Annotated in this window: 23 protein-coding genes; 15 read left to right on the top strand and 8 right to left on the bottom strand. The window is 45.6% G+C overall.

Going from position 1 to position 23,418, the window contains the following annotated elements; all coding sequences use genetic code 11:
- Positions 1-47 precede the first annotated feature (47 nt).
- Genes ICN35_RS10470 through ICN35_RS10500 form a run of 7 tightly spaced genes read left to right on the top strand, consistent with a single transcriptional unit; the run spans position 48 to position 7,890 of the window.
- Complete coding sequence (locus tag ICN35_RS10470) at positions 48-1,238, top strand: ABC transporter permease (RefSeq protein WP_216127426.1); 1,191 nt, start codon at positions 48-50, stop codon at positions 1,236-1,238.
- Complete coding sequence (locus ICN35_RS10475; protein ID WP_216127427.1) at positions 1,238-2,023, top strand: ABC transporter ATP-binding protein; 786 nt, start codon at positions 1,238-1,240, stop codon at positions 2,021-2,023. The genes ICN35_RS10470 and ICN35_RS10475 overlap by 1 nt, the downstream gene beginning before the upstream one ends.
- Positions 2,020-2,952: an MlaD family protein gene (locus ICN35_RS10480; protein WP_216127428.1), complete on the top strand. Its 933-nt coding sequence runs from the start codon at positions 2,020-2,022 to the stop codon at positions 2,950-2,952. The genes ICN35_RS10475 and ICN35_RS10480 overlap by 4 nt, the downstream gene beginning before the upstream one ends.
- Complete coding sequence (locus ICN35_RS10485) at positions 2,949-3,575, top strand: membrane integrity-associated transporter subunit PqiC (RefSeq protein WP_216127430.1); 627 nt, start codon at positions 2,949-2,951, stop codon at positions 3,573-3,575. The genes ICN35_RS10480 and ICN35_RS10485 overlap by 4 nt, the downstream gene beginning before the upstream one ends.
- Before the next feature lie 4 nt (positions 3,576-3,579).
- On the top strand, positions 3,580-4,569 hold the full coding sequence (locus ICN35_RS10490; protein ID WP_255535807.1) for a tripartite tricarboxylate transporter substrate binding protein BugE: 990 nt from the start codon (positions 3,580-3,582) through the stop codon (positions 4,567-4,569).
- Between the two features lie 55 nt (positions 4,570-4,624).
- Positions 4,625-5,410 (top strand): SDR family oxidoreductase, encoded by a 786-nt coding sequence (locus tag ICN35_RS10495; protein ID WP_216127432.1) that lies wholly within the window; start codon positions 4,625-4,627, stop codon positions 5,408-5,410.
- Positions 5,411-5,418: 8 nt separating this feature from the next.
- Positions 5,419-7,890, top strand: coding sequence for an ABC transporter permease (locus ICN35_RS10500; protein WP_255535808.1), 2,472 nt, complete (start codon positions 5,419-5,421; stop codon positions 7,888-7,890).
- A 6-nt stretch (positions 7,891-7,896) separates the two neighbouring features.
- Here the strand turns inward: ICN35_RS10500 and ICN35_RS10505 are convergent, their stop codons facing one another.
- Genes ICN35_RS10505 through ICN35_RS10520 form a run of 4 tightly spaced genes read right to left on the bottom strand, consistent with a single transcriptional unit; the run spans position 7,897 to position 10,114 of the window.
- On the bottom strand, positions 7,897-8,433 hold the full coding sequence (locus ICN35_RS10505; protein WP_216127438.1) for an RDD family protein: 537 nt from the start codon (positions 8,431-8,433) through the stop codon (positions 7,897-7,899).
- Positions 8,434-8,447: 14 nt separating this feature from the next.
- Positions 8,448-9,062: a DUF3106 domain-containing protein gene (locus ICN35_RS10510; protein WP_216127441.1), complete on the bottom strand. Its 615-nt coding sequence runs from the start codon at positions 9,060-9,062 to the stop codon at positions 8,448-8,450.
- A gap of 24 nt (positions 9,063-9,086) precedes the next feature.
- Positions 9,087-9,548, bottom strand: a complete 462-nt coding sequence (locus ICN35_RS10515; RefSeq protein WP_216127443.1) for a DUF3619 family protein — start codon at positions 9,546-9,548, stop codon at positions 9,087-9,089.
- On the bottom strand, positions 9,545-10,114 hold the full coding sequence (locus ICN35_RS10520; RefSeq protein ID WP_215296941.1) for an RNA polymerase sigma factor: 570 nt from the start codon (positions 10,112-10,114) through the stop codon (positions 9,545-9,547). The genes ICN35_RS10515 and ICN35_RS10520 overlap by 4 nt, the downstream gene beginning before the upstream one ends.
- A gap of 192 nt (positions 10,115-10,306) precedes the next feature.
- On the opposite strand from ICN35_RS10520, the gene ICN35_RS10525 reads away from it, so the two are divergent.
- From ICN35_RS10525 to ICN35_RS10550, 6 genes are all read left to right on the top strand, one after another.
- A complete protein-coding gene (locus ICN35_RS10525; protein WP_216127445.1) occupies positions 10,307-12,094 on the top strand; it encodes an acetolactate synthase 3 catalytic subunit in 1,788 nt (595 codons plus the stop codon).
- Positions 12,094-12,585 carry an acetolactate synthase small subunit gene (gene ilvN / locus ICN35_RS10530; RefSeq protein WP_215296945.1) on the top strand — a complete coding sequence of 164 codons (492 nt, stop codon included), beginning with the start codon at positions 12,094-12,096 and terminating at the stop codon, positions 12,583-12,585. Before ICN35_RS10525 ends, ilvN begins: the two co-directional genes overlap by 1 nt.
- Positions 12,586-12,641: 56 nt before the next feature.
- The gene (gene ilvC, locus ICN35_RS10535; protein ID WP_216127447.1) at positions 12,642-13,658 is read left to right on the top strand and encodes a ketol-acid reductoisomerase; all 1,017 of its coding nucleotides are present in this window, start codon (positions 12,642-12,644) and stop codon (positions 13,656-13,658) included.
- Positions 13,659-13,711: 53 nt separating this feature from the next.
- Complete coding sequence (locus ICN35_RS10540; protein WP_216127449.1) at positions 13,712-14,359, top strand: phosphatidylserine decarboxylase; 648 nt, start codon at positions 13,712-13,714, stop codon at positions 14,357-14,359.
- Positions 14,360-14,384: 25 nt separating this feature from the next.
- The gene (gene pssA, locus ICN35_RS10545) at positions 14,385-15,245 is read left to right on the top strand and encodes a CDP-diacylglycerol--serine O-phosphatidyltransferase (protein WP_215296950.1); all 861 of its coding nucleotides are present in this window, start codon (positions 14,385-14,387) and stop codon (positions 15,243-15,245) included.
- Positions 15,246-15,477: 232 nt separating this feature from the next.
- Positions 15,478-17,025 (top strand): 2-isopropylmalate synthase, encoded by a 1,548-nt coding sequence (locus ICN35_RS10550; protein WP_216127450.1) that lies wholly within the window; start codon positions 15,478-15,480, stop codon positions 17,023-17,025.
- Between the two features lie 21 nt (positions 17,026-17,046).
- Here the strand turns inward: ICN35_RS10550 and ICN35_RS10555 are convergent, their stop codons facing one another.
- The 4 genes from ICN35_RS10555 to ICN35_RS10570 are packed head-to-tail and all read right to left on the bottom strand — an operon-like array spanning position 17,047 to position 20,427.
- A complete protein-coding gene (locus tag ICN35_RS10555; RefSeq protein WP_216127452.1) occupies positions 17,047-17,637 on the bottom strand; it encodes a YSC84-related protein in 591 nt (196 codons plus the stop codon).
- 29 nt (positions 17,638-17,666) lie between these two features.
- Positions 17,667-19,055 (bottom strand): efflux transporter outer membrane subunit, encoded by a 1,389-nt coding sequence (locus ICN35_RS10560; RefSeq protein ID WP_216127454.1) that lies wholly within the window; start codon positions 19,053-19,055, stop codon positions 17,667-17,669.
- Positions 19,056-19,078: 23 nt separating this feature from the next.
- The gene (locus ICN35_RS10565) at positions 19,079-20,035 is read right to left on the bottom strand and encodes an HlyD family secretion protein (RefSeq protein WP_215296958.1); all 957 of its coding nucleotides are present in this window, start codon (positions 20,033-20,035) and stop codon (positions 19,079-19,081) included.
- A gap of 2 nt (positions 20,036-20,037) precedes the next feature.
- Positions 20,038-20,427, bottom strand: a complete 390-nt coding sequence (locus tag ICN35_RS10570) for a DUF3302 domain-containing protein (protein WP_216127456.1) — start codon at positions 20,425-20,427, stop codon at positions 20,038-20,040.
- A gap of 285 nt (positions 20,428-20,712) precedes the next feature.
- Here ICN35_RS10570 and rpsO point away from each other — a divergent pair, with 285 nt between their 5' ends.
- Positions 20,713-20,982: a 30S ribosomal protein S15 gene (rpsO, locus tag ICN35_RS10575; RefSeq protein ID WP_068948469.1), complete on the top strand. Its 270-nt coding sequence runs from the start codon at positions 20,713-20,715 to the stop codon at positions 20,980-20,982.
- A 267-nt stretch (positions 20,983-21,249) separates the two neighbouring features.
- Entirely contained in the window at positions 21,250-23,406 is a 2,157-nt protein-coding gene (gene pnp, locus ICN35_RS10580; RefSeq protein WP_216127458.1) for a polyribonucleotide nucleotidyltransferase, read from the top strand.
- The last annotated feature ends 12 nt before the right edge of the window (positions 23,407-23,418 follow it).

The following is a 23,418-nucleotide window of genomic DNA, read 5'->3' on the forward strand; positions in this document are numbered from 1 at the left end:
TTGGCGCAATTCACAAAGCTTTCCTCTAGATACCTTATAGTCTCTAAATGAATGTTTCTGACACTATATCCACTGTTTCTATAGCATCCAGCACTCCAGTGGCAGTCTGGTCACAAATTGATTCTTCCCGTGCCAAGATTGCGCTTAGTGGCATAGTCAATGCCTATAGTTTAGGTGGCGTGTGGACTCAGATGCGCTTGGCGCAAAACGCTTGGTTAGCGCAAATCTCCCCAGCCAATATCAAAACGGCAACATTGACCTTTGATGCATCACAAGTCATCTCCTTAGATGGTGCGGGCATTGCTTTTTTGATTGGAATTGAAGAGGCGCAACAAAAAGCCGGTGCACAGTTTGATTTAGTCGGATTAGACTCTCGTTACCAACCCCTGCTCAATGAGTTTGATCCGATCTCTCATTTATTTCCAGTGCCAGTAGTTAAGCCAAAACGAAGTTTCATTGTTAGTACTGGTATCGCTGCACAAAATATTATTGATGATGCACGTGGGCTCATCACTTTTACTGGTCACCTTGCTGCTGATTTGGTTTGGTCCATACGTCATATCAAGCAAGTGCGCTGGGGCGATTTTGTAAATACTGCTGTTGAGGCGGGTGTTGCTGCGCTACCTATTGTGGGGCTGGTGGCCTTCCTGATTGGCGTCATCCTTTCATTTCAGGCTGCGATTGGCATGGAACAGTTTGGCGCTACCTCTTTTGTGGGTCCCTTGGCGGCATTGGGAGTCGTCCGTGAAATGGGTCCTTTAATCACCGCAATCTTGTTAGCAGGTCGATCCTCTGCAGCATTTGCTGCTGAGATTGGCACGATGACAGTCAATAGCGAAGTCGATGCTTTGGTATCGGGTGGACTCAGTCCAATTCGTTTCTTGGTAGTTCCAAGAGTACTCGCTGGTATTTTAGTTGCGCCGATATTGACACTCTTTGCCGATATCGTGAGCATCTTTGCGTCGATGTTAACGATGTTGATATATGGCATCCCCTTTATTAATTTTTATAATGGCATGTTGAGTGCCATTGATGTAGAAGATATTCTTTCAGGACTAATTAAGGCTACTTTATTTGGTGTGGTGGTCTCTGCGATGGGATGTCTGCGGGGCATGCAAACAGGCACTGGTGCAGCAGCAGTAGGTATCTCAGCCACGCGCGCGGTAGTGAGTAGTATCGTGATGATCGTCTTGGTTGACGGTATTTTTGCTTTTATCTCGTATAAGACAGGTTTCTGATGAACGCACCAGTGACCACTTCAAAGAGCTCTTATGCTATCGATGTCCAAAACCTGACCGTTGGCTATGGCTCTAACGTATTAATGAAAGATCTCAACTTCACGGTGAATAACGGCGAGATTTTTGTGATTTTGGGTGGCTCCGGCTGCGGCAAATCTAGTCTTCTTAAGAATCTCTTTGGTTTATATCAGCCCTTGTCAGGTGACGTGTTGATTGAAGGGCAAAATATCACTGCAGCGCAGGGTGCTGATCGCCAAAAAATCATGACGAGCTTTGGGGTGATGTATCAACAAGGCGCTTTATTTGGTTCGATGAACCTGCTTGATAACGTCACATTATTCATGCAGGAATATACCCAATTAACGCAAGACCAAATGAATCTTTTGGCGCGGTGTAAATTAGATTTGGTTGGATTGCTGCCCTATGAGACTTACATGCCTAGCGAGATTAGTGGCGGTATGCAAAAGCGAGCAGCGATCGCGCGAGCCATGGCGCTCGATCCTAAGATACTTTTTTTGGATGAGCCCTCAGCCGGTCTCGATCCAATTACTTCGGCGGACTTAGATCAAACTATTATGGATCTATCTAAAAACCTTGGCATTACCTTTGTTATCGTATCGCATGAATTGGCTAGTATTTATGCCATTGCAGATAAGGTGATCATGCTGGATAAAGCCGCGAAAGGCATCATTGCCGAGGGTGACCCTAAAGTATTACGTGATACCAGCACCGATCCTCGCGTGCATCAATTCTTTAATCGCATTACGACTAAGGACGCAGCATGAGTAATAACTCCAATCCTAATTATTTCCGCTTAGGCGTTTTTGTGCTTGGCGCCATCGGCGTGCTCCTCACCGTGATTTTGATTTTTGGTTCAGGCCAAATTTTCAAAAAGTCTTTCACCATTGAGACTTATATTAAACAGTCGGTAACAGGTCTGGATACTGGAGCTCCAGTGAGATTTAGAGGGGTTAAGATCGGCCAGGTTACTTTTATTGGTTTATCTGGAGATCTTTATGAAAAGGAAGTGCCTTTTCATGATCGCCTGCAATATGTCGTCGTCCGCATGCAGATCTTTGGTGAAATGGTCAACGAGGATCTGATTAAGGAGTTTGTCAAAAACAGTTTACGTGCCCAGGTAAAGTCGCAAGGCATTACTGGTGTGAACTACATTGAATTTAATTTCACGCCAAACGTAGACACATTCCCGCCTTTGCCTTACAAATGGAAGCCAGAGTATCCTGTAATTCCGTCTTTGCCTAACCAGGCAGATCAAATCATTGGTGGTATTCAAAAGCTGATTGATGCCATGAACCAGATCAATATTGATGGTACACAACAAAAATTTGACGCTCTGTTAGGTAATCTCAATACATTAATGGCGGGTGACGGTAAAGATAATCAAGGATTAGTCCGCTCTGTGAAAGATATGAACGTGATCCTTGAGCGGATTGCTAAGGTGACCGATAAGGATGAGCTTAATATCCTCATGCGTGAGTTAGTGGGAACCATGGTTGCCTTACGCCAAACAGTTACCAGCATGCAGGGTGATACGCAATTGACTATTGAGAATCTGAAGCAGACTAGTGAACAGCTAAATGAGTTTTCTCGCATTGCCAGTCAATCACCGTCAAGCTTGATATGGGGCGAGCCTCCCGCAAAAATTTCCTTACCCATGAATGGGACTCAAGGCCAGTCTGGGGTTCAAAAATGATGAAGCGCATTTTTCTGATTGCTGTTGCCCTTAGCCTAACTGCTTGTTCTTTACCAAGTAGGGCTCCTGTCACTCCCACTAGCTGGATGGTTTCGCCCGAGAGAACTGGTGTACCACGTCAGGCTAGAACAGATTTTTGGCTAAAAGTAGGGGCAGTCTCTGTTGCTGCTCCATATGATGGCAAGTCTTTGGTTTATCGTTTGGGTGATCAGCGCTATGAGAAAGATTTTTACAATATTTACTCAACCATTCCATCGGAGATGATTGGTAATGCTGAACGTCAATGGCTTAACAATGCCAATATTTTTGCTGCAGCAGTAGGACAGGGCAATAGTTTTTTCCCGTACTACACATTACAAACGAGTGTGAACGAGTTTTATGGCGACTATCGTGTAAGACCTGAAGCAGTAGTTAGCGTGGAATTCTTTTTGACTGTAATCAATGGCAGTAAAACCAATCCCTTGATTGGTGCAAATCGCTACACCAAGCGCATTCCTCTCAAAGACAATACTCCTGAAGCGCTTGTATTGGGTCAGCAACAAGCCCTTGCTGAAATTTTCAAACAGTACGAAGAACAGCTCTATCAATATGCTGGCAAGCTACCGAAACCGATAGGACAGTAAGTTAATGAAATTCATCCCGTTGAGAGTCATACTGCAAAACGTCTTTGCAGCTTTATTTTTTAGCTTGTGCTTATTTTCAGGTGCTCAAGCACAAACTTTCCCTAATAAGCCAATACGCCTGATAGTTCCTTTCGCTCCAGGTGGCAGTACCGACATCATTGCGCGTGCAGTCGGTGATGCGCTGGGTCGTCAATTAGGTCAGCCGGTGATTGTCGAGAACAAAGCCGGTGGCGGAGGATCTGTAGGCGCGCTTGAAGTCATGCGCGCACCCAAGGATGGTTATACCATCGGCATGGCAACGGTATCTACTACTGCAGCTAATCCAGCGATTAATTCCAGAATTGGTTACGACCCCATTACCGATTTCACAGCAATTAGTAACATTGCAGCGACACCGAACATCATTGCTGTGAATCCAGCTTTTCCTGCTAAAGACTTCAAGACTTTTATGGAGGTCTTAAAAGCAAACCCTGGTAAGTATTCTTATTCGAGTTCTGGTACGGGTGGTATTGGTCATTTGCAAACAGAGTTATTTAAAAGCTTAACTGGCGTGTTTATTGTTCACATCCCTTATCGTGGGGCAGGTCCCGCATTAGCAGACACCGTGGGTGGTCAAGTCTCCATGATTTTTGATAACTTACCATCCTCTTTGCCTTTCATTAAGGATGGCAAGCTGGTGCCAATTGTGATTGCTGCTCCAAAGCGCTTGGCGCAATTACCTCATGTGCCAACGTTCTCTGAAGTAGGTTTGGCGCCAGTAAACCGCATGGCATATTACGGATTGTTGGGTCCGGCAGGCATTTCGAAGGATGTGGTGGATAAGTATTACGCTGCCCTTAAAGTGGCCACTGCCGATCCAGCAGTTAAAAAGCGTATTGAGGATACTGGCTCTATCATTAACGTTAACGGGCCGGAAGCTTTTGCCAAAGAAATGAAGGCGGAATACACCGTATACAAAGAAGTAGTTGCAAAACAAAAACTGACTTTAGACTAAGATTTGAATTAACGCATTAAATAGAACTTTATAGAACAAAATAGGTGGGGACAGTATGGATTTAGGGATCAAAGGTAAGGTTGCTTTAGTCATGGCTTCAAGCCGCGGACTGGGTCAAGCGATGGCAGTTTCACTTGCGCGCGAAGGTGTGAAGGTTGCTGTGACAGGCCGCAGTCCGGAGGGATTGCAAAAGTCTGTTGAGCTGATTGAGGCAGCTGGCGGCATTCCTCTAGCACTCCATTGGGACTTGTCAGACTCTTCTGTGATTGATAGCTTGGTCACTAGGGTTGAGAAGGAACTTGGCCCGATTGATATCTTAATTAATAACACTGGCGGACCTCCACCTACGCCCGCTGCTGGACAAGACCCAGCACTGTGGCAAAAGAGTTTTAACGATATGGTGCTGTCATTAATTGCTATTACTGATCGTGTTTTGCCTGGCATGCGTGAGCGTAAATGGGGTCGCATTATCACGAGTACTACCTCTGGGGCAATTGCCCCCATTAAAAACCTCGCAATCTCAAACACCTTAAGAGCTGCCTTATTGGCATGGTCTAAAACCTTGGCCGCTGAAGTAGCCAAAGAGGGCATCACCGTCAATGTCATCATGCCTGGACGAGTTGCAACAGATCGTCTGCGTCAATTAGATGAGGCTAGAGCAAAACGTGAAGGTATTGCTTATGAAGAAGTTGTCAAAGCGAGTTTGCGCCAAATTCCGATGGGTCGTTATGGTGATCCAAAAGAGTACGGAGACGCCGCAGCGTTTTTAGCTAGCGAAAATGCTTCCTTTATTACTGGCACTGTCATGCGGATTGATGGCGGCCAGATTCAGGCAGTTTGATTTATTTTTTGACTAGCTTCTTACGGGGCATTCGACAAGACCTTCGCTCAAAAGAGCTGAAGTGGTTATTAGTAGCGCTCATTATTTCTGTGAGTGCTTTAACCAGCGTTAGTTTTCTAGCAGATCGGATGCATCGCGCATTTGAATTTGATGCACGCCAGCTCTTAGCCTCTGACTTGCTCATTGCTGCTGATCAACCTTTGCCGGCGCAATTGATAGAAGAGGCGCAAAGTCGGCAACTACGCATTGCTCAGACAGTAGTATTCCCAAGCATGGCAACTGCCGGTGAGCATAGTAAGTTAGCCTCTCTCAAAGCAGTCAGTCCAGAATACCCATTGCGTGGTTCCTTGCAAGTGGAGCAAGTCAATTCTCAAGCTCCGCCTTTAAGTCCAGTAAGTGGCACTGTTTTTGTAGAGCCAGCGTTATTAACGAATCTACATACCAAAGTGGGTGATTTACTGCGCTTAGGTGATCGTCAGTTTCTGATTTCCGGAGTGTTAACGCGAGAATTGGATCGCGGTGCAGCGTTTATGAATTTTGCGCCACGCGTGATGATGAGTTTGGATGACCTTAAGTCAACCGGTTTAATTAGTCTAGGTAGTCGAGTGACTTATCGATTGTTGTTAGCTGGGTCCGATAATCAAATCGCTGCTTACCAACAGTGGGCTAACCGATATATTGAAACACAAAATTTTCGCGGTCTGAGAATTGAGACTTTAGAAAACGCGCAACCTACCATGCGCAAAACTCTAGAGAAAGCCGAGCAATTTTTATCTTTAATTGCTTTACTAACCGCCATGATTGCAGCTGTCGCCATTGGATTATCAGCAAGGCGTTATATGGTCGGTCAGGCAGATGCTTGTGCCGCTTTAAAGTGCTTTGGTGCAACTAGGGCTACCATCCTTAAAAAACAAATCAAAACTCTGCTAACGCTGGGTGTGGTTGCGGCAATTGTGGGCTCTACGCTCGGTTATCTTGTGCAAGAAGTACTTACCGGTTTATTGGGTAATTTGCTTTTGGGTAATTTGTCGTCGATTTCAATCGGACCCATTTTATGGAGCATCCTATTTACTTGGGTTCTATTATTTGGGTTTGCGGGGCCGCCATTGCTGGGTCTAGCGAATGTCTCGCCCATGCGATTGATCCGAAAAGAGTTTGAGCTAGCCACGCTAGCTACCGCTTGGGTCGCTTTATTAGCGATTACCACCTGCGCTTTTTTAATTTGGGTTGCTGCACGAGATTGGAAGTTGGCACTTTGGGTTGGACTGAGTTTTGCGGGAGCAATTGTGATTTTCTCTGCTGCTGCTCGCGGAGTTCTTTGGCTTTTATCCAAAATCAACCCGCAAAACTTCGCACTGCGATTCACGATCACAGCTATGGGACGTAGAGCGGGATTTGCAGTGATGCAGATTACCGCCTTGGGTATCGCTATGATGGCCATTCTCATGATTCTCTTGTTGCGGCAGGATTTATTAAATGCTTGGCAAGGCAATATCCCAGTTGATGCGCCAAACCGATTTATGATCAATATTCAGGGTGATCAAAAGGTAGGCATTACTCAGACACTTGAAGCGGGCGGAGTATCTAAACCGGATTTTTCTCCGATGGTGAGAGGGCGCTTAGTTGAGCTCAATGGCCGAGATATTTCTTCGGCAGATTATTCGGAAGAAAATGCCAAGCGCTTGATTGATCGTGAATTTAATCTTTCGTATACGGAGCAATTGCCTCTAGGTAATCGAATCGTCTCTGGCAAATGGATTTCAGGAGATAGTCCACAAGTATCGATAGAGACCGGCATTGCAAGGACACTCAAGCTAAAGCTAGGTGACCAAATGACCTTCGAAGTAGCTGGTGAAAAGATCAGCGCCCCCATTACCTCGTTGCGTAAACTCGATTGGGGATCAATGCGAGTGAACTTCTTTGTGATCATGCCGCCTTCTCAACTCAGTGCTTTGCCACAATCTTGGATTACTTCGTATTATCAAAATCCCAATAAAGAGACGCTTGATTTTCAATTGAGTCAGGCTTATCCGAATTTGACTCTGGTGGATGTATCAGCTTCATTGAGGCAGATACAAGATGTGCTCAATAAATTATCTGCTGCCCTAGGTTTATTATTTGCTTTCACCATCGTTGCCGCTATTTTGGTTTTGATTGCCGCGATTGCAGCAACGCAAGATGAGCGCTATCGAAATGCCGCATTACTGAAGGCCATGGGCGCATCACGTGCAGTGCTGACACAGATCGCCAGAATTGAATTACTGGTGATTGGTTTTACTGCTGGTCTTTTAGCTGGCATTGCCTCGGGACTGGCTGCTTGGGCACTAGGACGCTTTGTTATGGAAATTGAATTTAATGCATTTGCTCAAGCGATACTGATGGGCGTGGCCTTTGGCGTAATAGCCTCTATGGCTGCGGGCTATCGCTTTCAGAATCGTATTCAAGGCGCTACTGCGATCGAGTGTCTGCGAGAAGCCTAGTAGTCTTTAGGTCAGAGTTACCAAGTTCTTTGGGAGCTCTACTAGTTTTGAGCCTGCAAGCCGATCCGGAAAGCTTTGGCGCAGACTAGGTTCACGGCGATCAAGATAAATGCTGAGTGGCCATATAAAAAGAGCGACGGTAAACAGCATTTCAATAATTTGCCATTTCTCTAGATGAAACATCCATTGCAATACGACACAAGGAATAAGCCAGAGCGAGCCATAAATGTAGCGCCATAATGCTTGGCGCTTCGTCAAAGCAAAGCCGCCGTTACCGATCATCTGGATACGCCAGGTTTGCATCGCCAGAGTTTGACCAGTCTTAGTCCAATACCAAATAAAATAGATTCCAAGAACGGCATACAGGTAGAGAAATGTCAGCCAACTTGGCAAGGAAACGCCAAACATGATTCCTAGACCCAAGTTAGGTAATAGAAAGGTCAGTGCAATTACACCCAGCAATACGAGTTGCTCATAGAGGCAACAAGAAACGCGCCGCCAAAAATGAGGCGAGGGTAAAACATTTAATTCTGCAGGTGTCATACTGCCGTAATCGCTTATTGGGGATCTGTGGCAGCAGGCGCAGGACTCTCTTCAGTGGGAATAGCTGCTCTGGGCTTTGCCGCTGGAGGAGGAGGGGTGGTGTCTTGCTTGATGGTGTATTGCTGAAGTGTAGGAGCATTAATGAGCTTCGGTTTTTTCTTGGTCTCCATTTCAGCCAATTTTTTCTTCTGTTCGTCACTCAGCTTTTGATAGGCACTCCATGCCTCTGCTTTTTTCTCAGCTGGAAACTTCAGGCTGGCCAAATAGTTTTCACGTGCTATACGCCGATCCTTTTGCGATAAGTTTGACCAGCTAGTCATTCGAGACTGGAGTCGCTCTTGGTCCTGCGCGCTCATTTTGGGATAAATGTTAGAAACATAAATCCATTTCTTGCGGCTATCAGGAAGCATGTAATCCCAGTCGCTTTCGAGTGGCGCTAGGATTTTTTGCTGGGTGGGATTTAATCCATCCCATGTGCCATCAGGCTTTTTAGCTTGTATAGCTGTCGTTTTGCCATGAGGTGCGCCGCTAGAGGTTTGGGCAAAGGTTATAGATGAGTTTAGAAGCAGACCGAAGGCTGCAAGAACCACCAAGGCGTTGCCAGTAATTGACTTCAATGGATGACGCATCGAGCGTAACTAATGAGCGACGAGTTATTTACTTGAAGATAATTGAGATGCACTGTCTTCAGAATCGGACAATGGTCCATTCTTGAGGAAAGCTAAAAAGCCACTATCAGCGTAAGCGTCTGGTGGAACATCATCCGTCAGCAGTGCCGCATCTACTTCAGCAATATCAGTAATCCGGGAATCGTTCTGCCATTGGGCAATGCCGATCAGACCAAAGATGAGGACCAGCATAGGGGCAACCCAACTCACGGTATCCCACATGCCATTGGAGCTGGATGAGAAGTTGCCAGTAATACCAGCGAATACCGGTTTTTGAACACGAACCTTTTCAGCCTTGCGCATAGACAAGGCTTTCATGCGAGCTGCATGAAGACGATCTTTAATGCCAGTAGGCAGGCTTTGAGCCCCTTGGGTTAAAAGGGCAGCACTGGCCCGGCCAAATTGGTCGGCTTGGGTCTGGTTTAGGGCTTCGTCAAGGTGTTTCACAGGGTAATTCCTTTTAATTTCAATGCTTTAGCTAAAGTTTGTGTTGCTCTAGAACAATGCGTTTTGACGCTGCCTTCGCTACAACTCATCGCTTTGGCAGTTTCAGTAATACTTAGCTCATCCCAATAACGCATCAGGAAGGCTTCTCGTTGACGTACAGGTAATTTAGCAATTTCTGACTCCAAAGCCTGTAAAAGCTGACTCTGTTCTAGTTTTTGAGCCCCATCTTGGTGAATTTCGCTGTCATCAGGAGCAGAAAGGGACTCTAAAGGGTCAAAATCATCGTTTTCATCTGTTTTTTTGCCCATATTGGAAAACAGGGTGACCCAGGTATTGCGAACCTTTTGGCGTCGAAACCAGTCATGAATCCGATTTTGCAAGATTCTAGTGAAAACCAGCGGTAGTTCTGCAGCAGGTCTATCACCATATTTTTCAGCTAGCTTGATCATGGCATCCTGAACAATATCTAAAGCGGCATCGTCATCACGCACGGCATATACCGCTTGCTTGAAGGCGCGCTGCTCGATGCTACTCAGAAAGTCAGATAGTTCTTGGGCTGATGCCATGCAATCGATTACACCTGAATCGGTAAGAATTGATCCATTTTAGGGGATTGCTATAGAATATAGGGCTTACTATCTAGATTCTCATTCAAGAAGTGGTTATTCCGGTAGCAGCGCCGTTCGAACTCAGGCCATAAGCAGGAGACAGAACAGACTAAACAATTTTTTGCCGAAAATTGCAAAGGACGAAAGAAAATGAATACAAGCAGCGCCGAATTTTTAGCTACGAAAGCTAATAAAGACTCAATCAATACAAATCCCGTAGTAGCGCCTCCAGAAATGATTGGTGCTGAAATGCTCGTGCAAGCACTGCACAAAGAGGGCGTTGAATATGTTTGGGGGTACCCAGGCGGTTCCGTTCTCTTCATCTACGATGAAATTTTTAAACAAGATAAGTTTGAGCACATCTTGGTTCGTCATGAACAAGCAGCTATTCATGCAGCCGATGGCTATGCTCGCGCAACCGGTAAGGTTGGTGTTGCCTTAGTCACTTCCGGTCCAGGTGTGACGAATGCGGTGACAGGTATCGCAACTGCGTACACTGATTCGATCCCGATGGTCATCATCAGCGGTAACGTGCCAACTTACGCCATTGGTGAAGACGCTTTCCAAGAGGCGGATACGGTTGGCATTACTCGTCCAATCGTTAAACATAACTTCCTCGTGAAGGATGTAAAAGATTTGCCGCTCGTATTAAAGAAGGCATTTCACATTGCACAAACGGGTCGCCCAGGACCTGTCTTGATCGATATTCCTAAGGATGTATCAGCAGCCAAAGGCCCCTTTACCTATCCAGAAACTTTGGAGATGCGTTCTTACAATCCTGTGGTGAAAGGGCATAGCGGACAAATCCGCAAAGCAATTGCACTCTTGCAAGAAGCCGAGCGCCCTTACATCTATACCGGTGGCGGCATCATTTTGGCTGACGCAGCCCCTGAACTGAAAGAGTTTGCTGACTTATTAGGCTACCCCGTAACCAATACCTTGATGGGCCTTGGTGGCTTTCCTGGTACTAGCCCACAATTTGTTGGCATGCTCGGTATGCATGGAACTTACGAAGCCAATATGGCGATGCAACACAGCGATGTGTTGATTGCGATTGGTGCGCGATTTGATGACCGCGTGATTGGTAACACGCAACACTTTGCTAGTCACCCACGCAAAATTATTCACATCGATATCGATCCTTCAGTCATTTCTAAGCGCGTAAAAGTGGATGTGCCGATTGTTGGCAATCTCAAAGAAGTATTAGTAGAGATGACTGCGCAATTAAAAGTTTCTGGTCCACGCAAGAACGGCGACAAAGTTGCTGCTTGGTGGGATCAAATTAACGAATGGCGCAAAAAAGACTGCTTGAAGTACGACGAAGCCTCACAAATTGTGAAACCTCAGTATGTAGTTCAAAAACTTTGGGAGCTCACTGGTGGGGATGCGTTCATTACCTCTGACGTTGGTCAGCATCAAATGTGGGCCGCTCAGTTTTATAAGTTTGATCAGCCACGTCGTTGGATTAACTCAGGTGGATTAGGCACTATGGGTGTAGGCTTGCCTTATGCCATGGGCATCAAGAAGGCATTTCCTGAGAAGGATGTCTTTGCCATTACTGGCGAGGGTTCCATTCAGATGTGTATTCAGGAGCTTTCAACCTGCAAGCAATACAACACGCCAGTGAAGATAGTGTCCTTGAACAATCGTTATTTAGGTATGGTGCGTCAGTGGCAAGAGCTTACCTATAACAAGCGCTATTCGAGCTCATATATGGATTCTTTGCCTGACTTTGTGAAATTGGCTGAGGCTTATGGTCACATTGGTATGCGGATTGAGAAGAAATCTGATGTTGAGGGCGCGCTAAAAGAAGCCATTCGTTTAAAGGATCGCACTGTGTTTATGGATTTCCAGACTGACCCAGAAGAAAACGTTTGGCCAATGGTTCAGGCGGGCAAGGGTATTACTGAAATGCTCTTGGGTAGTGAGGAACTCTAATGCGCCACATTATTTCTATCTTGATTGAGAATGAGCCGGGTGCATTGTCACGGGTTGTAGGTTTGTTTTCTGCGCGTGGTTACAACATTGACTCCTTAAGTGTTGCGCCAACAGAAGATCCATCGCTTTCACGCATGACGATTGTGACCTTTGGTTCTGATGATGTCATTGAGCAAATCACCAAACACTTAAACCGTTTGGTTGAGGTAGTGAAGGTGTTTGATTTAAGCGAAGGCCCTCATATTGAGCGTGAACTTATGATGATTAAAGTTCGCGCAGTTGGTAAAGAGCGCGAAGAGCTTAAGCGCACTACTGACATCTTCCGGGGACGCATCATTGATGTCACCGATAAGAGCTACACCATTGAGCTCACTGGTGATAGTGCTAAGTTGGATGCATTTATTGACTCGATCGATCGTGTTTCAATTTTGGAAACAGTTCGCTCTGGCGGATCCGGAATTGGTCGCGGTGAGCGCATCTTGAAGGTTTAATTTTTTTTAACTGATTTATTAATCTAATAACGATATTTTCAATACAAGGAAAGAGCATGAAAGTTTTTTACGATAAAGACGCAGATTTGTCCCTCATTAAGGGCAAAAAAGTCACCATCATTGGCTACGGTTCACAGGGCCACGCACATGCATTGAATCTCAAAGACTCTGGTGTGAACGTGACTGTTGGTTTGCGTAAGAACGGTGCCTCATGGAGCAAAGCTGCAAACGCAGGTTTGACTGTTAAAGAAGTTGCCGAAGCTGTAAAAGATGCCGATGTAGTAATGATGTTGTTGCCTGATGAGCAAATTGCTGATGTTTACAGCAAAGAGGTGCACGGCAATATTAAGCAGGGTGCCGCTCTTGCTTTTGCACACGGCTTTAACGTGCACTACGGTCAAGTTCAGCCACGCGCTGACTTGGATGTGATCATGATTGCTCCTAAAGCCCCGGGTCATACAGTACGTGGCACCTATTCACAAGGCGGCGGTGTTCCCCATTTGATCGCTGTTTATCAAGATAAATCTGGCTCTGCTCGCGATGTTGCTTTGTCCTATGCAACTGCAAACGGTGGTGGTCGTGCTGGCATCATTGAAACTAATTTCCGTGAAGAAACAGAAACCGACTTGTTTGGTGAGCAAGCTGTTCTCTGTGGCGGCGCCGTGGAGTTGATCAAGGCAGGATATGAAACCTTGGTTGAAGCTGGCTATGCACCTGAGATGGCCTACTTTGAGTGCTTGCATGAGCTCAAGTTGATTGTGGACTTAATCTACGAGGGTGGCATCGCCAATATGAACTACTCTATCTCTAACAATGCTGAGTATGGTGAATACGTTACTGGTCCACGCGTTGTGACTGAAGATACGAAGAATGCCATGCGTCAGTGCTTGAAAGATATTCAGACTGGTGAATATGCAAAGAGCTTCATCCTTGAAAACAAGGCGGGTGCTCCAACATTAATCTCACGTCGTCGTTTGAATGCAGAGCATGAGATCGAAGTAGTTGGTGCAAAACTGCGTGCCATGATGCCTTGGATTGCAAAGAACAAATTAGTTGATCAAACTAAAAACTAATCAAGCGCTAAGCATTTCATTTAAAGCGTTAACCTAAAAGGCTCAGAATAAAGATGATGTATCCACACCCCATTATTGCAAAAGAAGGTTGGCCCTATTTGGCGCTAGTGGGGATAGTGACTTTGTTGGTCCACCACTTTGGTGGCGTTGCATGGTCCTGGCCTTTATGGATAATTTTTGTTTTTGTTCTGCAGTTTTTTCGTGACCCGCAGCGTATTCCTGCTTTAGGGCGCGATCTCGTTTTATCTCCAGCTGATGGGCGTATCGTTGTGGTTGAAACTGCAAACGATCCTTATGCTGGTCGCGAAGCCCTCAAAATCAGTGTCTTCATGAATGTGTTTAATGTTCACTCGAACCGCAGCGCTGTCAGTGGCACAGTAAAAGAAATTCAATATTTCCCAGGCAAATTTGTCAATGCAGATTTAGATAAGGCCTCTACGGAGAATGAGCGTAATGCAGTTGTGATTGATGCCAATGGTCAAACGATTACATTGGTTCAGGTTGCTGGCCTCATTGCGCGCCGTATTCTTTGCTACATCCATGTGGGCGGTCGCTTAAAAGCAGGTGAGCGTTATGGCTTTATCCGTTTTGGATCTCGTGTAGACGTGTATTTACCCTTAACGGCAGAACCTTTGGTGTCTGTTGGTGATAAAGTCTTTGCAACCAACACTGCTTTGGCACGTGTGCCAGGCTTAGATTGATTCGCATCTTTTACCAGGATATTCTTTGAGTACATTTCGCCGTCGTGGTCGCATTGATCGCAGTCGCCTCTCCAATAAACGTACAGATTCCACTCCAGAAGAGTGGGTTGATACTTTAGAAGATGGGGTTGATTATGAAGTAGAGGAATTACACGAGAAGCCTCGCCCTCGCGGCAAGGGCATCTATTTACTGCCGAATGCCTTCACTACGGCGGCTTTATTTAGTGGTTTCTTCGCAATTGTGAATGCGATGAACGATCAGTTTCAGGTTGCTGCGATCGCTATTTTTGCTTCCCTCGTATTGGATGGCATGGATGGTCGCGTAGCACGCATGACCAATACCCAAAGCGCATTCGGTGAACAATATGATTCCCTCGCAGATATGGTGTCCTTCGGTGTTGCGCCTGCCTTGGTTGCATATGAGTGGGCTCTGAAAGATTTAGGTAAGTGGGGTTGGTTAGCAGCGTTTACCTATTGTGCAGGCGCTGCCTTGCGTTTGGCCCGTTTCAATGTCAACACTGCAGTAGTTGATAAGAAATTTTTTCAAGGCTTACCAAGTCCTGCGGCCGGTTCTCTGATTGCTGGCTTTATTTGGCTCGCTGACGATAACAAGATTCCGGTACGCGACACTGCAATTCCTTGGATTACCTTTTTGATCGCGGTTTATGCAGGCTTAACGATGGTCTCTAATGCCCGCTTCTATAGCGGTAAGGCCTTAGATGTGCGCTATCGCGTACCCTTTGGCGTCATGGTTCTGATGATCTTGACCTTCGTGTTGATCTCTTCCAACCCACCTTTGACCCTATTTGGTTTATTTGTGGTGTATTCCATCTCGGGATATGTCATTTGGGCCTGGGAACGTCTTAGCGGCAAGCGTTTTAGCTAATTCCCTATTTTTGGGGTATATTAATTCCATGTTGATGAAATTCTCACCTTTAACCAGCCTTTTACTGCTAGCACTAAGCCTTAAGCTTGGGGCGGGTAAGGCCTGAGTTGATGAGATAGAAAAAATTCATTAACCACCAATACCAGCCCCAGCAAATTGCTGGGGTTTTTGTTTTTGAGACCGCAATACAGAATTTTTTAAAAATTAGTTAAATCCAAACCGGAGAGTAGTGATGAGCGACAAAGTAATCATTTTTGACACCACCTTACGTGATGGCGAACAATCCCCTGGCGCATCGATGACTAAAGACGAGAAGGTTCGTATTGCTCGTCAGCTTGAGCGTCTCAAGGTGGATGTGATTGAAGCAGGATTCGCCGCGAGCTCTGAGGGCGACTTCCAAGCCATCTCTGCTGTTGCCGCTGCCATTAAGGATTCGATTGTATGTTCCTTGGCAAGAGCAAATGATAAGGACATCACACGCGCCTCAGATGCTTTAAAGGCTGCGAATGCGAAACGTATTCATGCTTTCTTGGCTACTAGTCCATTGCACATGGCCGTGAAGTTGCGCATGTCTCCAGAAGAAGTATTGGAGCAAGCAAAACGCTCCATTCGCTTTGCGAGGAACTTGGCTGCTGATATTGAATTCTCAGCAGAAGATGGCTATCGCTCAGAGATGGACTTCTTATGTAGAGTAGTCGAAGCGGTGATTAATGAGGGCGCCTCTACGATCAATATTCCAGATACTGTTGGTTATGCAACCCCAGAGTTGTATGGTGAGTTCATTAAGACCTTGCGTACCCGCGTGCCTAACTCTGATAAAGCTGTTTGGTCAGTGCATTGTCATAATGACTTAGGTATGGCTGTTGCGAATTCTTTGGCTGGCGTGAAGATCGGTGGAGCGCGTCAAATTGAGTGCACTATCAACGGCTTGGGTGAGCGAGCTGGCAATACTGCTTTAGAAGAAATCGTGATGTCTTTACGTACCCGTAAAGATTACTTTGATATGGTTTGCGGTATCGATGCGACACAAATTGTGCCAGCCTCTAAATTGGTTTCTCAAATTACTGGCTTTGTAGTTCAGCCCAATAAAGCCGTTGTTGGTGCTAATGCATTTGCCCATGCCTCTGGTATTCATCAAGATGGTATTTTGAAAAATCGCGAGACCTATGAAATCATGCGCGCAGAAGATGTGGGCTGGTCAACCAATAAAATTGTGTTGGGTAAATTATCTGGCCGCAATGCATTTAAACAACGCTTGCATGAATTAGGCATCACTGTCGAAGCAGAGGCTGATGTGAACGAAGCTTTTGCAAGATTTAAAGCCTTGGCGGATCAAAAAGCAGAAATATTTGATGAGGACATCATTGCAATCATGTCAGATTCAGCAGCTGCTGAAGAGGGCGATCATTACCACTTCCTCTCCTTGAGTCAACATTCTGTAACTGGCGAGCGCCCTAAATCCCGTGTGACCTTCCGCATGGGTGATAAGGAGGTAAGCGCGGAGGCCGAAGGTAATGGTCCGGTAGATGCCAGCTTAAATGCTATTGAAGAAATGGCCAAGAGTGGCGCTGAACAATTACTCTACTCAGTCAATGCTATTACTTCGGGCACTCAATCTCAGGGTGAAGTCACAGTGCGTTTGGCAAAAGGTGGTCGAATTGTGAATGGTGTGGGAACTGATCCCGACATCATCGCTGCTTCTGCTAAAGCCTATTTATCTGCATTAAATAAACTTCATGATCCTAGCCAAGTGAAGCTCAATGCGCAGATGACACCCTGAACTTGACATCATCTTTTAAGCTTATTTATTTAAGTCAGTATTTTTATAGTACTTAGTGCCTTTGCCCGTGATCTCTGCAGCAATACCTGAGTCTGTTAGTTGGTACATCAAGACGCCAGGAGCAACGACGGTGGCGTCTTGATAGGCTCCACCATCCTTGTCGTATTTGGCCGCGGCAGTAACTTGACCTCCAAAAGTCCAGCCTGAATTCACAAAGTCATTGAGTGCTGCTTCAGTCTGGAAGATAAAAATATTTTGAAATGACTTAATACCAAGACCAATTCCTGCTTGAACTTCAGCCATATCCATGTAAATCGTTTTCTTGGATGCCTTATTAATAACAACCCCAGTTCCTGTTCCGCCTCCAGCAATCAATATCTTCATACCAAAGTTACTAAACGTAGCATAACCACTCGATTGCTCGATGAGATTTTTTGCTTTTGGCTGCGCCCGGTAAAGGTCGCTCAAGATCTCTTCATTCTTCTTCAGAATCTCTTGCTTTTGCTGAGCTACTGTTTTGCTGGGCTCAAAAATAGAAGAAAATTGAGCATAAGAATGCATTGGTAATAAAAGTACGGCACCGCATACAAGAAGGGAAAGTAATTTATTCATAGTGATGTATTGGTTAATGAAGATGAGTATTAATCAGCCGAGCCACCTAGGGCTAGGTAGAGATTAATTCGTTGGGCTAGGGCATCTACTTGGCCTTGGCGCCAGCTAATATCTGTAGTATTGGTTTTAATGCGTTGTTGCTGAATTTGGCGTTGATCAACTCTGCCAATCTGAAATTCAGATTCAGTGTTTTTCATGACTTGTTTTTGTTGCATCAATTGAGTTTGTAATTGCGAACTACGCTCACGCCAAGTAGCCTCGCCATTGAGCGCATTCTCCACATCATTAAACGCTGCAAGAACGACTTTGCCGTAATTGGCTAAAGCTGCTTGCGCTTCAGCATTTTGATAAGCAATTTGGGCTTCAATTGCGCCACCTTGGAACAGAGGGAGCGCTACATTGGCACCAACGCCAAAACTGGTGCTGGCACCGTTCACCAGTGTAAAGATTTGGCTATTGATGTACCCATAACCCGCAGTCAAACTAATTTTAGGAAGCCGTGCGAGTCGTTTTTCATCGGCTAGATAGAAGGCGCTATTAACACGTGCTTCAGCGGCAATCAGATCCAGTCTGCGCTCTAATAAATCTGCTGGTAGTCCTGGCTCAACCGGTTTTGGAAGCGCTGGTAATGCAGTCGATTTAAAGGGCTCAGCCTTTGGATAGCGTCCCACCAGAGTCTCTACAGCGCGCAGTGCTTGGTCGCGGGCTAAGGCGCTATTGAGTGCCAGCTCCTGTGCTTGAGCCGCATTAATTTTGGTACTTGCCACATCATTAAAAGAAGATGCACCAATTTTTTCTCGAAATTGTGTCAAGTCGGATATTTTTTGAGATGCGTCAGCATTCTCTTTGGCTAACTGTGCTTGTTCTTGTAGGCTGCGCGCAAGCCACACTGATTTAGCTAAGGTCGCAATCAAAGACAGGCGGGCAGCATCTTGATCGGCATTAATAGCCTTAGAATTTTGTTCTGCGCCTGCAACGGATGTGCGTACGCGACCCCATAGATCCAGTTCCCAGTTGGCGCCGATGTAAAAACCAGTTAGACCAGTTCCACTAGAGCCTACTTTGCTACCGCTATTGCCGATGGCATTAATACCGGGGTACTGTGACCCGCCAGCAGCACTAATGAGGGCCTCAGACTGAGTTCTGCGTGCTGCGATGATACGAATGCTGGGATTGTTCTGTAATGCTTCGGCTACTAAGGCATTTAATTCAGGATCATTAAATTGTTTGAGCCATGCGTCATCTACTGTCACAGCATCTTGCTTGCTAGCTTGATTAGTCTGAAATTGCCTGGGAACGCTAGCATTAGGAATGGATTGATCAACCAGTTCCTGGTTGCTCTTAAGTGGGCTAATGGTGCAAGCACCCAATGCTACTGCCCCTAGCAAATAGAGTGAAGCTTTATGAAACGAGTTCATATGAAATTTATACATCTCTATTTTTAATGTAGTTTTGGAATGATGTAATTGAGCTTAGTGCTAATCCGCAACATCACCTTACGAATGATGTGTAAGAACGCAAGATGATCGGTGTAGACCGCACCATCTCCAACGGCCCCAGCAGGGAGTAATAACTCTGCATGTCGATCATCCATTAGTAACTTCACGGCAAATCGATTGACCGGAATTTCTCTCAAGCCTGTAGTAGGTAGATTGCCGCTCACACTGATTTGACCTTGACCTTCCGCTAGGATGATGGACTCAACCTTTGCCTTGAGGATCTTGCCCGGAAAACTAGGAATGTAAAACTCAGCCTCATTACCGACTTCAATTTGATGCAACTCATTTTGATTAAACAAGGCATAGATTTGCGGCGTGTCTTCCATGAAAGTCATGACTGAAGCTATCGGAAAAGCTGCGACAAAAGCTCCAGGGCGCAACTGCACGTTGACGACGGTGCCATCACTTGGTGCTCGAACAACGGTTTGCTCTAGATCATATTCAGAATGAATAGTTTGTTCGCTAAGTTCTGCTAAATCCGCTTGGGCTTTTTCTAAATCAAAGCGGTTACCCGAACCGCTCTTCACAAGCGCTTCATTTTCTTTTGCGCGCAACTTCGCTAGTTTCAGTTTGGCTTTGAGCGCATTCACTGAAGCTTGATATTGAGTGGGGTCGATCTTGAAGAGGACATCTCCTTTTTTGACGCGTTGATTAACTGTCACAGGCACTTCAGTGACACGACCTTTTACTTGACTCACAATGCCAACAGAATTTCTGACAACGACTACATTGCTAGAGGAGGGTGAAAAGATATTCAGTAGCAAGATCAGCGTAATCATTCCCACAACAGGAATCGTAAAAACGATTACTTTTGCTACCGCATTCCAGGGGAGTAATTTGTATTTAAAAAAGATTAACCAAACAATGCCGGCATAGATGCCAAGAATCAGTGCTTCCATGCTTATTTCACCTCTGTATTCTGGTCTTCCTGTTGCTCTTTATCTATGGACACGTATTTATCGGTCCCATAGGCAAGCTTGTACATCGTGGGGCGGGTGTATGCCCAAAGGTAAGCAAATGGCCAAAGTAGACCTCCAAAAAAGAAGGAGAGCAGACACAGGGCATGAATCGCATCTCGCTGGGGGTGCTCTCTGCGCTTAGCAATGGTATCGGGCAGGATATGGACATACCAAAAGCCAGCAATAAAGCCGACGGGCAGAAAGATGAGCACTACCCAAGAGACGATATTGGCAAATCCATCAATCATTTCTGGTGGCAAAAAGGAGGCGTATGAGAGTGATGGCAGCAATAAGAAGGCTAAAAGAGGACTGATGATGAGGGTCTTTTTCATGATTTTGGGCATAAATGGCTAGATATGGGGTTCAAAATGCTGCTTGAGGGTCTAAATTGCTGATTTCTAAGTAATTTATCACGCATTTTTAAAAATGCTTATTAGCCCTGTAAGCAATAAAATCACTTCCAAACATTTCAGGGTCGCAATCCTTCTTCAAAAAAGAGGCAATCTGTTACAATTCGAGGGCTTTGATTTGTAAAGCTTTTTTGTTTTATTTTGTTAATAACGCACGACACAAATTGGGTGAAAAGCTCAAGTGTTCGCAAGTAAGGAGTATTAAAAATGGCAGTTGCTGATATTAAAACGGCGGAAATCGTCAAAGAAAACGCGCGTAGCGCAAACGATACGGGTAGCCCTGAAGTGCAAGTTTCATTGCTTACAGCCCGCATCAATGAATTAACCCCCCATTTCAAGGCTAACGCTAAAGACCATCACAGCCGTCGCGGTTTGTTGAAGATGGTTTCACGTCGCCGTCGCCTCTTAGATTACCTCAAAGGCAAAGATTTGGATCGCTATCGCGCATTGATCGACAAATTAGGTCTCCGTAAGTAATTCTTATCAGTATTGCAATGCCATCTCACTTAGGGTTGTTTCTTTCCAGAATCAGTCTTAAGAAGGTGGCATGTTTTTTGAGCGCTTTTAGATTATTTGTGTAGGGGATCGTGTCATTCCAATGAGTTTCTGAATGTGATCAGAGTCTCCCTGGAATGGCATCCCTTGTGATCCGAAATCGCTCCAGTGTTGTCGTGACACTGCTTTATCCCACGACAAGCGTAATGCTCATGTGAGAATTGCGTGAACAATTTGGAGAAGATCAGAATGACAATGTTTAAAAAAGCAGTAAAAAGTTTTCAATGGGGCAATCATCAAGTAACGATGGAAACTGGTGAGATTGCTCGCCAATCTGGTGGTGCCGTAATCGTCAACGTCGATGACACTGTAGTTATGGGTACGGTAGTTGCTTCAAAGTCTGCAAAGCCAGGCCAATCCTTTTTCCCATTGACAGTGGATTATTTAGAAAAAACTTACGCAGCAGGTAAGATCCCTGGTGGTTTCTTCCGTCGCGAAGGTCGTCCATCTGAAGGTGAGACATTGATTTCCCGCTTGATCGACCGTCCACTGCGTCCACTATTTCCTGAGGGTTTTTTGAATGAAGTTCAGGTTGTAGTGCATGTGTTGTCTATCAACCCAGACGTTCCTGCTGATATTCCTGCTTTGATTGCTGCTTCTGCAGCCTTAGCCGTTTCAGGCATTCCATTTGCTGGCCCAGTTGGCGCAGCACGTGTTGGTTACGCTAACGGTCAATACCTTTTGAATCCAACTCGTACAGAGCAAGCTACCAGCGAACTCGATTTGATTGTTGCTGGTACTCAAGCAGCTGTATTGATGGTGGAATCTGAAGCAAACCAATTATCTGAAGATGTGATGTTAGGTGCAGTGGTTTATGGTCATGACCAAATGCAAACTGCGATTAACGCTATCAATGATTTGGTACGTGAAGCTGGCAAACCAGAATGGGATTGGACTGCCGCCCCTAAAGATGAGCCATTTATCGCTAAGGTCACTGCCTTGGCTGAAGCCCCATTGCGCGAGGCCTATCAGATCCGTCAAAAGGGTGCTCGTTCAGACAAGCTCAAAGAGATTTCTAAGGAAGTTTTAGCGAAGTTATCTGAAGAAGGTGATGTTGATGCCGTTGCTGTCAGCGACATCATGTTTGAAATCGAAGCCAAGATTGTCCGTAGCCAGATTTTGAACGGTGAGCCACGTATTGATGGTCGCGATACACGTACTGTGCGTCCGATTGAAATTCGTAACGGCGTATTGCCGCGTACCCACGGTTCTGCATTGTTTACGCGTGGTGAAACACAGGCTTTGGTTATCGCCACCTTAGGTACTGCACGTGATGAGCAAATCATTGATGCGCTCGAAGGTGAATACCGAGATCGTTTCATGTTCCACTACAACATGCCTCCGTTTGCTACTGGCGAAACTGGTCGTGTAGGTAGCCCAAAGCGTCGTGAAATTGGTCACGGTCGTTTGGCTAAGCGTGCATTGATACCAGTATTACCTAGCCCAGAGGATTTTGCATACAGCATCCGTGTTGTTTCAGAAATCACAGAGTCCAATGGTTCTTCATCTATGGCTTCCGTCTGCGGTGGCTGTTTGGCAATGATGGACGCTGGTGTTCCAGTAAAAGCTCATGTTGCTGGTGTAGCAATGGGCTTGATTTTGGATGGCAACCGTTTTGCCGTGTTGACCGATATCTTGGGTGACGAAGATCACTTAGGCGATATGGACTTCAAGGTAGCAGGTACTGCAAACGGTATTACTGCGCTCCAGATGGATATTAAGGTTCAAGGTATTACGAAAGAAATTATGCAAGTTGCTTTGGCACAAGCGAAAGAAGGTCGTTTGCACATCTTGAGCAAAATGCAAGAAGCCATGGGTTCAGTTCGCACAGAATTGTCTGCTCATGCTCCACGCATGGTGTCATTCAAGATTCATCCAGACAAGATTCGTGAAGTAATTGGCAAGGGTGGCGCAACGATTCAGGCTTTGACTAAAGAAACTGGTTGCAGCATCGATATCAAAGATGACGGAACAGTCACGATTGCTTCCACTAGCGCTGAAGGCATGGCTGAAGCGAAAGCCCGTATCGAAGGTATCACTGCAGAAGCTGAAGTTGGCAAGATCTATGAAGGTCCAGTAGTGAAGTTGCTTGAGTTCGGTGCTTTGGTCAACATTCTTCCTGGTAAAGACGGACTCTTGCATATCTCTGAAATCTCCAATGAGCGTGTAAAAGAAGTTAAAGATTACTTAGCAGAAGGCCAAGTGGTTCGCGTGAAGTTATTAGCCGCTGATGAGCGCGGTCGTTTGCGCTTATCTCTCAAGGCTGCAATGGCTGATGAAGGTGGTTCGATTGCTCCTTTGGCTGGTGCTGCAACTGAAGCCGCTCCAACTGACGAAACTGCTTAAGTTAATTTCAGT

Source organism: Polynucleobacter sp. es-GGE-1 (assembly GCF_018882005.1).
Lineage (GTDB): Bacteria > Pseudomonadota > Gammaproteobacteria > Burkholderiales > Burkholderiaceae > Polynucleobacter.